Source organism: Kitasatospora sp. NPDC043949 (assembly GCF_056435365.1).
On record NZ_JBWKEQ010000051.1, the window covers coordinates 15,463 to 30,551 of the forward strand.

The 15,089-nt window shown below is 71.4% G+C and carries 15 protein-coding genes; 7 read left to right on the forward strand and 8 right to left on the reverse strand.

Going from position 1 to position 15,089, the window contains the following annotated elements; genetic code table 11:
* Window positions 1–108: 108 nt before the first annotated feature.
* Window positions 109–537 (reverse strand): hypothetical protein, encoded by a 429-nt coding sequence (locus AC07AL_RS31205; protein ID WP_363584244.1) that lies wholly within the window; start codon window positions 535–537, stop codon window positions 109–111.
* Window positions 538–764: 227 nt separating this feature from the next.
* The gene (locus AC07AL_RS31210; RefSeq protein WP_478319046.1) at window positions 765–1,136 is read right to left on the reverse strand and encodes a hypothetical protein; all 372 of its coding nucleotides are present in this window, start codon (window positions 1,134–1,136) and stop codon (window positions 765–767) included.
* Window positions 1,137–1,187: 51 nt separating this feature from the next.
* Between AC07AL_RS31210 and AC07AL_RS31215 the strand changes: the two genes are divergently transcribed.
* From AC07AL_RS31215 to AC07AL_RS31225, 3 genes are all read left to right on the forward strand, one after another.
* Window positions 1,188–1,538 carry a hypothetical protein gene (locus tag AC07AL_RS31215; RefSeq protein ID WP_363584247.1) on the forward strand — a complete coding sequence of 117 codons (351 nt, stop codon included), beginning with the start codon at window positions 1,188–1,190 and terminating at the stop codon, window positions 1,536–1,538.
* Window positions 1,539–1,649: 111 nt separating this feature from the next.
* The gene (locus tag AC07AL_RS31220; RefSeq protein WP_363584449.1) at window positions 1,650–2,069 is read left to right on the forward strand and encodes a VOC family protein; all 420 of its coding nucleotides are present in this window, start codon (window positions 1,650–1,652) and stop codon (window positions 2,067–2,069) included.
* Between the two features lie 124 nt (window positions 2,070–2,193).
* Window positions 2,194–3,138: an NADP-dependent oxidoreductase gene (locus AC07AL_RS31225; protein WP_478319048.1), complete on the forward strand. Its 945-nt coding sequence runs from the start codon at window positions 2,194–2,196 to the stop codon at window positions 3,136–3,138.
* A gap of 93 nt (window positions 3,139–3,231) precedes the next feature.
* On the opposite strand, the gene AC07AL_RS31230 is transcribed toward AC07AL_RS31225, so the two are convergent.
* The gene (locus AC07AL_RS31230) at window positions 3,232–4,152 is read right to left on the reverse strand and encodes a LysR family transcriptional regulator (protein WP_478319049.1); all 921 of its coding nucleotides are present in this window, start codon (window positions 4,150–4,152) and stop codon (window positions 3,232–3,234) included.
* Window positions 4,153–4,282: 130 nt separating this feature from the next.
* On the opposite strand from AC07AL_RS31230, the gene AC07AL_RS31235 reads away from it, so the two are divergent.
* Window positions 4,283–5,887 carry a bifunctional 3-(3-hydroxy-phenyl)propionate/3-hydroxycinnamic acid hydroxylase gene (locus tag AC07AL_RS31235; RefSeq protein WP_478319050.1) on the forward strand — a complete coding sequence of 535 codons (1,605 nt, stop codon included), beginning with the start codon at window positions 4,283–4,285 and terminating at the stop codon, window positions 5,885–5,887.
* A gap of 283 nt (window positions 5,888–6,170) precedes the next feature.
* Here the strand turns inward: AC07AL_RS31235 and AC07AL_RS31240 are convergent, their stop codons facing one another.
* From AC07AL_RS31240 to AC07AL_RS31250, 3 genes are all read right to left on the reverse strand, one after another.
* Entirely contained in the window at window positions 6,171–7,124 is a 954-nt protein-coding gene (locus AC07AL_RS31240; protein WP_400806711.1) for an ankyrin repeat domain-containing protein, read from the reverse strand.
* Window positions 7,125–7,387: 263 nt separating this feature from the next.
* Window positions 7,388–7,759: a fic family toxin-antitoxin system, toxin component gene (locus tag AC07AL_RS31245; RefSeq protein ID WP_363627689.1), complete on the reverse strand. Its 372-nt coding sequence runs from the start codon at window positions 7,757–7,759 to the stop codon at window positions 7,388–7,390.
* Window positions 7,756–7,998 carry a plasmid mobilization protein gene (locus tag AC07AL_RS31250; protein WP_363584259.1) on the reverse strand — a complete coding sequence of 81 codons (243 nt, stop codon included), beginning with the start codon at window positions 7,996–7,998 and terminating at the stop codon, window positions 7,756–7,758. Before AC07AL_RS31250 ends, AC07AL_RS31245 begins: the two co-directional genes overlap by 4 nt.
* Window positions 7,999–8,976: 978 nt before the next feature.
* Between AC07AL_RS31250 and AC07AL_RS31255 the strand changes: the two genes are divergently transcribed.
* The 3 genes from AC07AL_RS31255 to AC07AL_RS31265 are packed head-to-tail and all read left to right on the forward strand — an operon-like array spanning window position 8,977 to window position 12,082.
* Window positions 8,977–10,080 carry a bifunctional DNA primase/polymerase gene (locus tag AC07AL_RS31255; protein ID WP_400806714.1) on the forward strand — a complete coding sequence of 368 codons (1,104 nt, stop codon included), beginning with the start codon at window positions 8,977–8,979 and terminating at the stop codon, window positions 10,078–10,080.
* Window positions 10,077–11,681 carry a DNA primase family protein gene (locus tag AC07AL_RS31260; RefSeq protein WP_363584263.1) on the forward strand — a complete coding sequence of 535 codons (1,605 nt, stop codon included), beginning with the start codon at window positions 10,077–10,079 and terminating at the stop codon, window positions 11,679–11,681. The genes AC07AL_RS31255 and AC07AL_RS31260 overlap by 4 nt, the downstream gene beginning before the upstream one ends.
* Window positions 11,678–12,082, forward strand: a complete 405-nt coding sequence (locus AC07AL_RS31265; RefSeq protein WP_063352543.1) for a DUF6009 family protein — start codon at window positions 11,678–11,680, stop codon at window positions 12,080–12,082. The genes AC07AL_RS31260 and AC07AL_RS31265 overlap by 4 nt, the downstream gene beginning before the upstream one ends.
* A 66-nt stretch (window positions 12,083–12,148) precedes the next feature.
* Here AC07AL_RS31265 and AC07AL_RS31270 read toward each other — a convergent pair whose 3' ends face one another.
* Together AC07AL_RS31270 and AC07AL_RS31275 are read right to left on the reverse strand one after the other, a co-directional pair.
* Window positions 12,149–12,682 (reverse strand): hypothetical protein, encoded by a 534-nt coding sequence (locus tag AC07AL_RS31270; protein ID WP_363584265.1) that lies wholly within the window; start codon window positions 12,680–12,682, stop codon window positions 12,149–12,151.
* A 239-nt stretch (window positions 12,683–12,921) separates the two neighbouring features.
* Window positions 12,922–14,427 (reverse strand): hypothetical protein, encoded by a 1,506-nt coding sequence (locus AC07AL_RS31275; protein ID WP_363584267.1) that lies wholly within the window; start codon window positions 14,425–14,427, stop codon window positions 12,922–12,924.
* Between the last annotated feature and the right edge of the window lie 662 nt (window positions 14,428–15,089).

The following is a 15,089-nucleotide window of genomic DNA, read 5'->3' on the forward strand; positions in this document are numbered from 1 at the left end:
CCGGCCTGTAGGGTTCGGCTGTCTGACACTACCCGCCAGCTTCGTCGCTCCCCCCCCCCCCCCCCCCCCCCCCCCCCCCCCCCCCCGGCGGGGGCCGTAGGCCGTGGGTCAGCGCACGGTGACGGTGAACACGGGGGAGGCGACGTCTCCGCTGACGATGCGCAGCTCGTTCAGGCCCTTGATGCCGAGCTTCACGCCGAGCGAGTAGGAGCCGTTGTGGTTGGTGCGGACGGAGGCCGGCAGGGTGACCCACTTGCCGTGCTGCTTCTGCTGCAGGGTCACCTCGGTGCCCGCCTTGAGCCCGGTGGTGGTGCCGGTGACCCGGAACAGCTGCCAGGCCTGGACGGTCGTGACGGACGGCTTGGCGGTGATGCCGGCGTGCGCGGCGGCCTGCTGCGCCGCGGCCTGCTGCGTGGTGGACGTGGGGTAGGCGGCCGGGGCGGCCGCCATGGCGGCGGTGCCCGCCAGCCCGAGGGAGAGCACGGCGACGGTGGTCACGGCGGCCAGGCGCAGGGAGTTCCGCTTGGAGACGATCACGGGTGCACCCCTTTCAAGGGGAGGTGATTGCTCGGCCCGAAGAGCACGGTCGGCGCGATTCGGGCTCTGTCATCTGTAGGGACGCCACGCTCCACGCTTCGGTTGTGAGCGGATCGTCACCGCCTTGTAACGGTCGGCGATGCCCCGGAGTTCCCAACACCCAAGCACACGGGCGGAATTGGCGCTTCCTGTTCTACGGACACGACAGTCGGACCCGACGGTCCCCCTCAACGGCCAGCGAGGGCACGGCGCCTCCGGACCCGGTACGTTCGGGGGGCGCGGAAGACCGTCGAGCACCCGGACCGGTCGAACGTACGGGTCCGGAAGCGCAGGGCGGCCTGCCAGCGTGTCAGGTCGTCGGCGACGGTGACCTGGTAGTCCCGGCCGCCCTGGAGGATCAGCATTGGGCGCGCGAGTGCGGTCGCCGTGGCCACCGGGTCGTACGCGCGCAGGTCGAGCCAGTAGGCGGCGGAGAGTCCGAACGGCAGCAGCTCCGACGGCGTGTCGGGCATGAGTTCGGGGCCGGCCACCAGCGCGGCCTGCCGGACCAGCGCCGCCACCGCATCCCCGAAGCCTCCAAGACCACCGTCTACCGGCACATCGACCTACTCGTCGCCGGCGGAATCCTGGAGGTCACCGAGGAACGGCGGGTGAGGGGCGCGGTAGAACGGCACTACCGGCTGCGCCAGGACCGAGCCGTGGTCGGCTCCGAGATGGTCCGCTCGCTCACCCCTGAAGATCACCGGCAGGCCTTCGCCACCGCGATGACCGCCCTGCTGGCCGAGTTCAACGCCTACCTCGACCGCGAGCAGGCCGACCCGATGGCCGACCAGGTGGGCTACCGGCAGCACGCACTCTGGCTCAGCCCGGAGGAACTGACCGAGCTGATCGGCGAGCTGCGCACGGCCATCGTGCCCAGACTGGCCAACCGGCCGAGCCCCGAGCGGGCGCAGCACCTGCTGAGTCCGATCCACTTCCCGGTGGAGGCCCCGCCGGGGTGAACCGAGCCGGGGTAGGTCGAGCCGGGGTCCGTGGCGAAAGTGCCGGCGCTGTCTGCTGCCCGGCCGCAATTCGGTAGCGGACCGAGCGGTGCTTCGGGCAGGCTCGCGCGCATGGTCTCGGTGTTGCAGAACGTGGCGATCGACTGTGCGGATGCCTACGGGCTGGCTCGGTTCTGGAGTGAGGTGCTCGGTCGTCCGCTGCACCCGGAGGACGGCCCGGGTGATCCGGAGACTGCGGTGATGCTGCCGGAGGGCCAGCTGCTGTACTTCCACCAGGTGCCGGAACCGAAGACGATCAAGAACAGGGTCCACCTGTGCCTGCGTCCGGAGACCACCCGCGAGGCGGAGGTCGAGCGGCTGCTGAACCTCGGGGCCACCCTCGTCGACGACCGCCGGGAACCCGATGGTGCCGGCTGGGCCGTCCTCGCGGACCCTGAGGGCAATGAATTCTGTGTTCTCCGCAGTGCGGCCGACCGCGCGGCGATGTCCTCCTGCGGCTCCCCCGCGCAACGGCCGGCTGCCCCGCAGTAGCTGGTCACAGCCGTTCGTTGATGGCCGGGACGATGCGCCGGTCTCCGGGCGGCGACGCGAAGTGCGCTGCGCTCCGGCCTCGTTGAGCGGGAATACGGCGCTGAACAGACGAATTGCACGGGGTATGAAGGCCATTGGTGTCTACGACTTCGGCGGTCCAGACGTGCTGCGCGTCCTGCGGTTGCCCGAACCTCAGGCGGGACCCGGTGAGGTCCGTATCCGGGTGCACGCGGCGGCCGTGAACCCGACCGACATCATGCTGCGGAGCGGCGGTCACGCCTCGCGCATGCCCGGGCGCCGGCCCCCGTTCGTGCCCGGCATGGACGCCGCAGGCGTGATCGACCAGCTCGGCCCCGGGGCCGACGAACGGCTTGCCGTGGGCCAACGGGTGGTCGCCATCGTGCTGTTCACCAGCGCGCACGGCGGAGCCTACGCCGAGCAGATTGTCGTACCCTCCGCCTCGGTGGTGCCGGCCCCCGAGAGGGTGGACCTCGCTGCCGCGTCCACCCTGCTCATGAACGCCATGACCGCGCGCCTCGCCCTGGACGCGCTGGCCGTACCGCCGGACGGAACCGTCGCCGTGACCGGCGCGGCCGGTGCCGTCGGCGGATACGCGGTCGAACTGGCCAAGGCCGACGGGCTGACCGTCATCGCGGACGCCGCCCCGCACGACACCGACCGGGTGCGCGGGTTCGGCGCCGACCACGTCGTCGAACGCGGACCCGAGGTCGCCGCCCGCATCCGCGCACTGGTACCCGAGGGAGTTCCCGGTCTGGTGGACGGCTCGATACAGACCACCGAGACGGTGCCCGCCATCGCCGACGGCGGAACGCTGGCCGAACTGCGGGGCTGGTCCGGCCCCGCCGAACGCGGCATCCGCGTACGCCCGGTGATGGTGACGGACGGCATCACCGACACCGAGCGGCTGAACACGCTGCGCCGCCAGGTCGAGGACGGCACCCTGACCCTGCACGTCGCCGACGTGCTGCCGGCCGAGAAGGCGGCCCAGGCCCACCGTCTGCTGGAGGCCGGCGGCCTGCGCGGCCGGCTGGTACTGGACTTCTCCTGACGGCATCGCGGGGATCGCACCCGCGGCGGCGATCACGGAACGGGCGTTGGCGGGTGCGTTGGCGGGGGGGTCCCGGCGGTTCTCACGTCCGGTTCAGCGCAGCGTGGCGGCGAGCGGTCCGACGGCTTCCAGCACGTGGCGGCGGAGCCACCGGGACGCGGGATCGTCGTCGAGTCGGCGGTGCCAGCGCAGTTCGATGTCAGCCGCCGGCATTTCCAGTGGCACCTTGTGCCACCGGAGGGGCACCTGTCGCTCGACGAGGTGCTCCACCACCACCCGGGGGCCGAGGCAGATGACGTCTCCCTCCAGCGCCATCAAGGCTGCCACGGCGAAGGAGGGCACCACCGCGACGACGCGGCGGGAGCGGCCCAGGCGGTGCAAGGCCTCGTCCAGCGGCCCGTGCGCGAGGCCCCGGCGGGAGGCGGAGATGTGCGGGTGGGCGCACAGGTCGTCCACCGTCAGCCGTGCGGCCTTTCCCAGATCGGAGTGTGCCGCCACCACGGCGACGAAGTGGTCGGAGAACAGCGTTCGCGCGCGCACGTCCGGAGGGGGCGGGTCGGCGACGCCGATGTCGAGGTCGAGCGAGCCGTCGCGTAGCCGATCGGGTTCCTTGGAGTCCTGGGCGACGAACCGCAGGCGGACCTCGGGTGCCTCGGCGGCGATCCGGTGGGTGAGGCGGGGCGCGAGGACGGGGCTGAGTCCGTCGTTGACCCGGATGGCGAAGGTGCGCCGCCACGATCGCGGGTCGCTTCCCGCTGCGTCCACCCGGAGTTCGGCCGCGGCCTCCAGCAGCGCCTTGACCCTGGCGGCCGACCGCTGGGCGAACGGGGTGGGTACGAGGCCCCGGCCGGCGCGCACCAGGATCTGGTCGTTCATCGCCCGTCGCAGCCGGCCCAGGGCCCTGCTGGTGGCCGGAACGGACAGATGAAGACGCATCGCGGCCGCGGACACGCTGCCGGTGTCCATCAACGCGTCGAACACGCGCAAGAGGTTGAGGTCCAACTGGTCGGCCACGGACGCCCCCTTCGTTTGCGTCTGACGCAAACTCCCTGTGCAAAGCATGCATTAGACATCGCGTCAGGAGCGTTCGAGACTGACGTCGTGGCCACCACACCCTCCGTCCCACCCCTGAGGAGCTGCGGACATGCCGAACGACAGGCACCCTGAGAACCGGACGCCGTCCCCTACCGAAGTCACCGCATCCACCGAAGCCGCCGAAGCCGCCGTATGCGCCGAAGCCGCCGAAATCGCCGTAGTCGGCTGCGGGCCGGTCGGCATGACGCTCGCGGCCCTGCTGGGCAAGGCCGGGCACTCGGTCGTGGTGCTCGAACGCTACCCCGGCCTGTACGGCCTCCCGCGGGCCGCCAGCTTCGACGGCGAGATCATGCGCGCGCTCCAAGGGCTCGGACTCGTCGACGAACTGGCGCCCACCCTGCGCACACAGGACGCGTACGAGTGGCGCAACGGAGCGGGTGACCTCCTCATCCGACAGGTGTTCCGCAACGTCGGCGCCAGCGGTTGGGCCGACCTCTACCAGTTCCACCAGCCCGACCTGGAGACGGCGCTGCACTCGTTGTGCACCTCGCTGCCGAACGTCGACCTCCGTTTCGGCACGACGGTCACCGGCCTGTCCCAGGACCGTGACCAGGTCACCCTGAACACGTCGGACGGTGCGACCCTCGCGGCACGCTACGTGATCGGCTGCGACGGCGGGAACAGCTTCGTGCGGAACGCCCTCGGCATCGAACAGGACGACCTCGGCTTCTCCGAACCCTGGCTGGTCTGCGACTTCGCCCTCCGGCGCCCCGCGGCCGACCTGGGGCTGCCGTCGATGCTGCAGATCGGCGATCCCGAGGGACCGACCACCGTCATCACCACCGGTGCCGAACGGCAGCGGTTCTGCTTCCTGCTCGACGATGACGACGACTTCGGGCGGGAACGTGCGGCGGACGGCGTGTGGTCCCGCGTGGGCCGCTACCTGTCCCGCGACGACGCCGACATCGCCCGTACTGCCACCTACACCTTCCAGTCGCTGGTCGCGAGGCGCTGGCGGGACGGCCGGGTCCTGCTCGCGGGAGACGCCGCACACCAGATGCCGCCCTTTCTGGGGCAAGGCCTCTGCTCGGGGATACGGGACGCACTCAACACCGCCTTCAAGATGGATCTCGTGCTGCGCGGCATCCGGGGCGCCGAGGTGCTCGACACCTACCAGAGCGAGCGGGAGCCGCATGTGCGCGGCGTGACGGCCACGAGCATGGAACTCGGCCGCCAGCACACCCTGCGGGACCCGGTGCTCGCCCGCGAGCGCGACCGCACGCTGATGGCCCACCGACGCGCGCTCCGGGAGCCGGACCGGATCCGGCTGCCCGACCTCGGCCCCGGCCTGTTCGCCTCCGGCGGAGGCCGACTGTCCGTCCAGGGCCGGGTGAGCGACGGCCGACGGACGGGCCTGCTCGACGACATCGTCGGCGGAGGCTTCCGGCTGCTGGTCGCCGAACAGGCCCTCCCCCGGCTGAACCTGGCCCGGCTCAGCGACCTGGGCGTCACTGTCGTCGGCTTCGGCCCCACCCCCACAGGCGCTGCCCCCGGAGCCGTCGTCGCCGACCCGGACGGCACCCACCGTCGCTGGCTGTCCGACCTCGGCGCCGCCGCTGCCGCCGTGCGCCCCGACAACTACGTCTACGCGGCCGGGCCGGACGCGGACGCGGTGGCGAACCAGCTACTGGCCCTCCTCACCCCCGGCGCCTGAGCCCGGAACCGGCTCAGCCGACCCCCAACGCCGTGCTCCGCGCCCGGAACCGCGCCCAAGCCCACGAACCCGCGCCCACCAGCAGGGCCGCCCCCAGCGCGTACACCGGCAGCCAACGCGTCGTCGTCACCGCCAGGGCTGCGCCCACTCACAGGCTCTCCTCGTCCGCCAACGGGGCACCAGCCTCCCGCCACCGCCTACCGCCACGGCTTGTCACCACACCGGTGGGCCCTCGGACGCCACCCGCCCAGCCCAGCCCGGGCCTACGGACGGGTCAGTGCCCTCACCGCTCCCAGTAGTCGACGTCTGGCAGCCGTATCCAGCTGTCGGCGGGGCCGGTGACGGCGCGGGCGTCGGCGGGGCGCAGGCCCGCGAAGGCGCAGGCCTGGGCGACGGCGTGGTGGTGGTAGAGGTAACCGGTCAGGACCTCGTCCGGGGTGTGGTTCGGGAGGGGGGCGCCACCGGGGTGGAGGTCCCAGGCTTCGACGGTGCCGTCGCGGACGATGCTGCCCTGGTTGCCGCTCTTGGGGTTGGCGTACAGGCCGTAGCCGACCGTGCCGGCGGTCAGCCGGGCCATCGCTCCCGGGGTGGACGGCGTGTAGCCCCAGGGCTGGGTGACGACGCATCCACCGGGCACGGTCGTGACACCGGCGATGAGCAGGCCCTCGTCCATGTCGTACTCGTTCGGGTCGTCGAGGAAGTCCTCCATGAACTCCTCGTCCAACGGAGTCGCGTCCAGCCGACGGACCGCTTCGGCGGCGTCGATGGCGGCGACGCAGGCGAGGCCGGTGCCCTCGAAGGGGAAACGGCCCAGGCCCTGGACGAGTTGCCGCCCGCGCTGGACGGTGGCCTGCTCGGTCGCTGTCAGGCCGGCTTGTCCGTCCGGCACGGGGAACAGATCGGGGACCGGCCCGGCCAGAGCTATGCGGCCGGGCGACCAGCCGCCGAGCTGGGGCCGCCACGGGTCGGCGCCTGCGGCCACGAGGGCCCGGGCGTTGTCCGGCCGGTTCTCCATGACGGCCTCCCACAGGGCCGTCGTCCCGTTCTCCAGCGCGTCCACGTCCGACACCCGGCGCGTCAATTCGGCCACCACCTCGGACGAGCCGAACCCCGCGGCCTGGTGCAGGGGGCGGAGACCCCCGCCCCACACGTCCGGGTCGGCTCCTGCGTCGAGCCGCGCACGGATGTCGTCGTGGTCCCGCCAGCTGTTCCAGGTCACACCGTCCCAGCCCGTCATCGCGGCCCCCCGTTCGTTCGTCGTCAGCGCGGCCCTCCGCGAGCGCCACCCGTCCCCACACGATTGCATGCCGGTCTGACAGTCGCTGTCCGGTGCCTTCGGTAGCTGCTGGGCCCGTGCCCTCGATGACCGCCGCTCGTCACCGGACAGCGCCGCGGGGCTCCCCCGGCTGCCCGACCGTCGTGCTCCGGAAACGCGGACCGCAGGACCGTGCCGGGAGCCCGGCGCCTTCCAGATGCCGGCTGACCGGTCGTCGACCGGGGTCAGCGGTACCAGGTGCGGACGGCGTCCGCCGTCTCGCGGACGTCCGCGTCCCCGGCGCGGATGCGGGCGGCCAGGTCGGCGGCCTGCTTGGGCTCCGCGGTGACGATGACCCCGGAGGCGCTGAGGTAGGAGGCGGCCACGACAGCGGCGAAGTGCTCGTTGGCGAACTCCAGGGCCGGGACGCGGATCAGCTGGTGCATGAGGGCCGCGGCCCGCTGGTGCACCTCGCCGTACACCGGCACGTCCATGACCTCGTCGAGGTGGCGGGCGACCGCGGCGGCCAGGGTGCCGTAGTCGGTGACGTCCGGATCGGCAGGCAGGAACTGGTGGGCGATGTCAAGCAGCCACGCCCGGTCTATCTGGAGGATCACGCGGCGTCCGCCGCGGCGCCACGGGTGCTCTGCGGGTAGGGCCCGAACTCGGCCTCGAACGTCGGCGCCCACGTCGGCGCGAAGTGCGCCGCGGCTGTCAGGAACCGTTCGCGCCGCTCGTCCGCCTCCTCGGCCAGCACCTTGCGCGCATAGTCCGTCAGGCTCAGCCCGGCGGCCTCCGCCCGCTGCTCCAGCGCCTCGTGCACGGCGTCGTCCAGTCGCACGTTCAGCTGCTTCATACCGGCGAATCGTAGTTCGGCGTACACCCCGCTACAAGTCTGAGGACGGCGTGTCGGGGAACACGGACCGCCCCGGCGGACTCCAGCACGTCCTCAGCAACGAACTCGGCCGTCGGCCGACGGAACCGCGGACCCGTTGCTTTCTCCACCAAGTCGGGAACTCGGTCGCTTGGGTCGCTTCAGTAGCTGCCCTGCCGGGTCACATCCTGGGGCTACGGGCCCTCCGCCGGCTCAGGCCCCCAGCGACCGAACCGGATCCGGTGCCACAAACAGGCCGTGCGTACCGGGACAGCAGGGCAACGGCACTGTCCTCGGAGGGCAGGGGCGACCCAAGCGACTCAGCGACTCGGTGCTGGAGGTGTTCAGGCACTGATCGCTCCTGCGGACATAGTCCCAGGTCACAGCATCGAAGCGACTCTCCCGGCCCTGCGGCGGAGCTACTGAAGCGACCCAAGCGACCCAAGTTGGGGACTTCCACGAGAACCTGGTCCGGCGACACGCCGGGGACCAGTGCCCGAGAGACTCAGTCGCTTTCAGTCGCTGGGGTTCAGTCGCTGGGAAAAACCCCAGGTCAGGGCAGGTTTACCCACCCCGTCAGCGACCGAAGCGACTCAAGGTCAGGTATATGAAGACATTCCCCTGTGCGTGTGCGCGTTATAGACCCGGGCTACAGTCGCTTCAGTCGCTGTTTGCTGTTAAAAGCGGCTTTGACCTGCGAAAATGCCGGGAGACCGAAACCAGCGACTGAACGGGGTCGGTCGCTGACCCGGGTTTCGGTAGCTGAGTTTCGCCGCAGACTCCGGCAGTTCGCGTCCCCACGTCCTCGCTCGGATAGTCTGTGTGAGCTATCTTCTGGACTTCGGTCGCTTCAGTCGCTGATCCGGCGCCCACCAGTGCCCTGACCTGGCTATTTGCCCTCAGCGACTGAACGAGCGACTCAAGTCCGAGCAGCTACCAACCATGGGGAGAGGGACCAGCGTGACGGCGCCTAAGGCCGTGGGGAGCGACCGAGCGTTTCGCCAGCCGGATGCGCTGGCCGTCGCGCGCTGGTGCGCCGTCCAGGGTTGGCCCGTCCACCCGCTCGCACCAGGTCGCAAGACCCCGCCTGCCAACTGCCAACCCTGCCAGGAGCCGGCTCACAGTCCCGCCGACTGCCCGTGCCCTGCGGCCGGTCGCTGGTGCCACGGCTTCCACGCGGCCACTCTCGACCAGGACGTCCTCACCGCTTGGTGGCGCGTCAACCCGGACTTCGGTACCGGGGTCGCCTGTGGCCCGGCGGGTCTCGTCGTCATCGACGTCGACAGCCACCCCAGCACCGTCCCCGCCCGGGACCGGATCCTGCCCGGGATTCCGATCCACGAGAACGTCAACCTCGACGGCCTCGAGAACGGCTACCACACCCTCGCTCTGCTCGCGGCCCTGCGCCAGGCTCCTGACCCTGCGACGGACACGGAGACCCTGCGCGTGCGCACCCCCTCCGGTGGGCTGCACATCTGGTACCAGGAGGACTCCCCCCGCAGGTTCGCCTGCTCCACCGGCTCCTCCAACGGCCGGGCCCTGGCCTGGCAGGTCGACGTGCGCGCCCACGGCGGATACATCGTCGCCCCCGGCACCGTGACCACCGCCGGTACCTACACCGCGCTCCCCGGGGCAAGGACCCCCGCGCCCCTGCCCCAGTGGCTCAGCGACGAACTCGTCCGCACCGGCCACCTCAAGGACCAGCCCAGTACCCCGCGCCCCTCCCAGCCGTCCGTCCCCGACCGCGGCCGCGCGGCCGTCGTCGCGGCAGGCGGCGGCAAGCGCGGGGCCGAGCGAGTCCTCGACACCGTCCTCCAGGACGTCACCGACTGCGCCACCACCCCCGAGGGGGCCGGTTTCACCGGCAAACTCAACCGCGCCGCCTACACGATGGGAGGCCTGGTCTCCGCCGGTCACCTGACCCACACCGCCGCCGAGCGGCTCCTGCTGGACGCGGCCCGCACCGCCCGCCCCAGCCAGGACAGGCAAAGCTCCGCCGTCATCCGCTCCGGCCTCGCCGCCGGCGCCCGACAGCCCCTGCACGTCGGGAAGGCACGCGGATGAACGACAGCACCCGCAAGAGGACGGTCTTCGATCCCGTGGCCACGGCCCAGCAGATCCTGGAGTACCCGCCGGTCCCCGGCCCAGCCTCCCCGCCCCCCTGGCACGGCACCCCCGTCCAGGAGAGCCTTCTCGACACCCCGTCCGCCGAACCTGCGCCGGCCCCCGAGCCTGTTCAGGAGAGCAAGCAGGCCCCGGCGGGGCCGGAGGCGAGCGCGCACGGTCTCCTGCCCGACTCGCTGTCCGACCGGGGCAACGCCAAGCTCTTCGTCCACCTCTACGGAGGCGACTACCGCCACGTCCCCGGCCTCGGCTGGTATCGCTGGGCGGCGCACCGCTGGCAGCTCGACGAGGACGACACCGTCCTGTGGGCCGCCGGCGAGATGGCCGAGAGCATCGCCACCCACGACTCCCGCGGCGTCTACACCAACACCGATCTGCGTCGGCACCGCCGCCGGGCCCTCTCCACCTCGGGCATGAACGCCATGCTCGCCCAGGCGAAGTCCGCTCCGGGCATGGTCCTCAACGCCGCTCTCCTGGACGCCGACGCCTACGCCCTGTGCACCCCCGGCGGCGTGGTCGACCTGCGCACCGGCGCCATCGTCCCGCCCGACCCGAAGGTCCACCACCACTCCCGCTCCACCACCCTGGCCCCCGCCCGGATGCGGACCCCGCGCTGGGACCGCTTCCTCACCGACACCTTCGGCGACGACAAGGAAGGCCGGCAGACCCGCGACTTCCTCCACCTGCTGCTCGGCTACTCGATCAGCGGCGATGTCGGCGCCCAGGTCATGCCGTTCCTCTACGGCCAGGGCAAGAACGGCAAGAGCGTCCTGCTGGACGTCATGATCCAGCTCCTCGGCGACTACGCGGACGCCGCCCCGCCCGGCTTCCTGATGGCCAAGACCTTCGATGGGCACCCCACCGACCTCGCCGAACTCCACGGCCGACGCATCATCGTCTGCTCCGAGCTCAAGCCCGGCGACCGCTTCGACGAGGCCCGGGTGAAGCTCCTCACCGGCGGCGACAAGATCAAGGCCCGCCGGATGCGCCAGGACTTCTTCTCCTTCGAACCGACCCACAAGCTCTGGCTGCTCGGCAACCACCGCCCCGAGGTCGGCACCGGCGGCTTCGCCTTCTGGCGCCGCATGCGCCTGATCCCGTTCGAACGGGTCGTCCCCGAGGAACGTAAGATCGACAACCTGGCCCACGTCCTCGTCGCCGAGGAGGGCCCCGGCATCCTCGCCTGGCTCATCGACGGCGCCCGCCGCTACTTCGCCGGCGAGAAGGACCTCGCCGGCCCCCAGCGCGTCCAGGTCGCCACCACCGCCTACGCCGAGACCGAGGATCACGTGGGCCGCTTCCTCAAGGAGGCCTGCATCACAGGCGAGGGCATGCGCGCCGAACAGTCCCAGCTCTTCGGCGCGTACACCCGCTGGTGCGGATTCGAAGGCGCCAATCCCGTATCCGGTCGTGCGTTCGCTGCACGAGTTCGCGAGACACTGGGTATGACCTCCCCCAAGGAGATGGTCCTGTCCAACAGTCGCAAGTACTACCCGGGCATCGGCCTGATCACCGACGACACAGAGGAGCAGAACGCGTGAGCGCGCTGATCGACCCGGCCGAGCTCGCCCACGAAACCGATCTCGTCTGGCTTGAGGACACCACCGACCTCGACTACGTGCGCCAGTCCCTGGACCGCCTCACCACCCGCCGCGGCCGCCCCGCCTACCACCGCGACGGCCGCATGGTCGGCTATGCCATCCTCGGTCCCGACGCCAGGTCCTCCCGGGCCTCCGGCACCTTCCGCCGCCGCGTCTTCTGGCTCCTGCCGCACGACCGCGACCAGGACCCCGAGGGCCTCTACTCCACCGGCGCCCCCTCCGAGGCCGTCGACCCGCGCACCGTCGCCCCCGGCGTCAAGGGGTACAAGACCGAGCGCTCCGAGGGCGGCCCGGCCTCGCCGGCGATGCTCGAACTGGGGATAACGCTTCCGAAGGCGTGACCGTATCGGCGTGGGTGCACTCGCACCCACGCCGTTCTGCTCAGACGGCTGCTTTTCGTCCGGCGGTTACGGCTCGGCGTCCGGGCGGCGCTTCTCCTCGAAGAGGGCCGACTGCCCCGCCAGGAGGCTGTCCAGGAACCGGCCGTGCTGCGGGGGCGTGCGGTCCGGGTGTTCCAGGGCTGGGGTGAGGGCCTGCGGAACCTCGGTCTGCGGGTCTTCGGCCCGGGGCTTTTCGGCTTGCAGCGTTTGGATCCGTAGGGTTTCGCTCTGGAGGACTCGGGCCCGGAGGACTTGGGTCTGCGGGACTTCGACCTGGCGGACCCGTCCGGCGCCCAGGACACCGAGTGCCTCGGCGAGGCAGGTCATCGCCTGACCGGGCTCGGCCTCCCTCTCCCCCGGCCTCTCCCCCGTGCCGGTCTCGTCCTCCCCCTGGGCGCGGCCGCGCGGCGACGTACGCGCCTTCGCGGCTCTCGCTGCCTTCGCACCGCCCCGGCCGGCCATCGCCGCCCCCGTGCGCGACGCGGCGGACTCCTTCCGAAGCCGGTCGACCTCCGTCTCCAGTGCCGCCAGGCGCATCCGCAGGTCGTCGAGCTCGCTCATGCTCCCCCTCGTTCAGGACCGTCCCCGGCCTCCCACGGCCGTTGACGTGCCGCTTCAGCCTAACCGGGCGCTCCCGGGCCGTCGCCTCCGGCTACGGACTTGGCCACGGGCACGCCAGTTCGTTCGACGACCACACGTTCGTCAAGGCGACGGCACGTAGTTCGGACGCTGCCGCGATGCTGTTGCTCCGTCTCCTGGGCATCGGGAGCGGCCGCTGAAACCTCGCGGCCGTCGGGGCCTCACCGGGTTGCGGCTCCGGGCAGTCCGCAGAGGTCGAGCAACTCGTGGAGGCGGTCAGCTGCCAGGTTCGGGTTGGCTGCGGCTCCTTCCGCGTGCTCCGGATCGTTCAGCAGAGCCGAGAGCAGGTCGAGAGGAAGGCGCGGATTGGCTGCCGCGGCTTGACGGACGCGGGGTTCGGGGTCGGCGAGCAGATGGACGGGCAGCTGGTCCAGGCCGGCGTCGGAGGCGGCCAGGGCGCGGACGTCCGGGTCGTCGTGGTCGAGCAGGTGGTCCAGGCCGGTGCGGGGCAGGCGGGGCAGCGTGAGCAGATAGGGCCGCTGGCGCGGTGCGGCGATGAAGGCGTCGAGAACGAGTGCGGGCGGTGCCAGCGGGTGGTTGAAGGACAGCAGGTGGCGCACGTCCGCGTCGGGGTCCTCGGCCAGACGGTGCACCAGCTCCGCCGACAGCAGGGGGCAGGTCGCGGCGACTCGGCGCAGCCGAGGATCCGCAGACGCGGCGCACGCCTCGTACCAGCTCGTCCCCGGCTCGACGAACATCTCGCCGACAGCGCCGATGTCCTCGACGGCGTGCCCGAAGACCCGGTCGATGGCGGCGCGCTGCGGCCAGGTCCGCGGCAACGGGTGCAGCAGGGCCCGGGCCCGTACGGCGCTGTCCGGGTCCTGGGCCAGTTCCGTCAGGAGCGGCGGGTCCAGGTCGGCTCTGGCGGCCACCTGCTTGCGCACGTCCGGATCGGGGTCGTGGGCGAGGCGGGCGACGATGTCGCCGGGCGTATGGGGGTTGCGGGCAAGCGACCACAGGTCGCGCCGTTCGGCGAGGCACTGCTCGGCCACGGCGTGGGAGACGGCGTAGCTGATGAGCAGAAGATTCCGGGAGTGACAGGCGCGTTCCGGCAGCTCCGCTTCCATCGCCGCCGGGTCCAGGATCCGGCGGCGGTCACGGGCGGTCTCCGAGACGGTGGGATCCGGGTCGGCCAGGAGCGCGTCGCGCTGGCCGGGAGTCAGCCACAGCCACAGGCTGGCGGCCTGGGCCCGAAGCACGGGGTTCGGGTGGTCGAGCATCCTACGGCGGAACGATGCACGGATCTGCCCGGAGAACGCCAGCTCCTGCCGGATCTCGTCCGCGCTGAGCAACTGCTCCCGGCGGTGTTCGTCGCGGGTGGTCAGCAGGATTTCCAGGACGTCGTCGGGCAGCGGCTCGGCCCTGTTCAGACGTGGGCGCGGACCTGCGGCAAGGCTTGCGCGGACGAAGGCATCGGGGTCGTCGACCAGTCGGCCGCGCTGTTCGGGAACGGCGTGCCGGTTGCGGGCGAAGGCGCGGCGGACCGTCTGCTCAGGGTGTGCGAGCACCGCCTCGACGACCTCGGGGGGAAGAGCGCGTTCCTGGCAGAGGGCCGTCCAGGCAACGCGCCCCTGCGGGGCCAGTAGACGCAGCAGAACCTCGGACGGCGCAGCCCGGTTGGCCGCGACGCCTCGCAGCCACGGTTCCGCGAGAAGAGAGGAGGACATCGGGACATCGTGGCAGTGGATACGACGCCGCGTCGACAGGGTTCGTCGAACCTGACGGCCCACCGAACCGAAGCTGCCGACTTTGATCGACCATTTGCTGCCTCCTGAATTTTCTGCGGAAAATTCAGGAGGCAGTGAGCGAGTGGGGCCGACGCGTCATCTGGATCGGGCTGCCGCTCCCCCGCTGGCTCAGCTATCCCTCTGAATTTTCCGCAGAAAATTCTGCGCCTTCGGACTGGGCGCTGCGGAAGCGGCGGCCCGCTGGCGGACCTTCGGTCGTGCTTGGGCCGCAGTGGATCAGGTCGACTGACACGGCCTGGGGCGGTCGTTCTCGACGTCGCGGGCGAGGCGGGGGCTCGCGGTGAGCCGGGTTCTCCGCGACTCCCCCGCGATCCTCCCCCGGTTCGGGCCGCGCTGTGCCGTCGCTTGCTACCGGCGCAGGCGGTATGTCAGCTGAGCAACCGGCGGGCCGTCCCGGTGTGCTTTCTGAGGGCCATCGAATTTTCTGCGGAAAATTTCGCGGCGTGGTTCAGCACTCCGGCTGTCTGGTCCATGGCGGTCTGAAGGGATCGTCACTCAGCCGACTGGCGAACGATCCTGCGGGCGAGCTCGGGCAGAACGCGTCGGTCCATTCCGGCTGAGGGCTCCAGCATCGGCTTGCG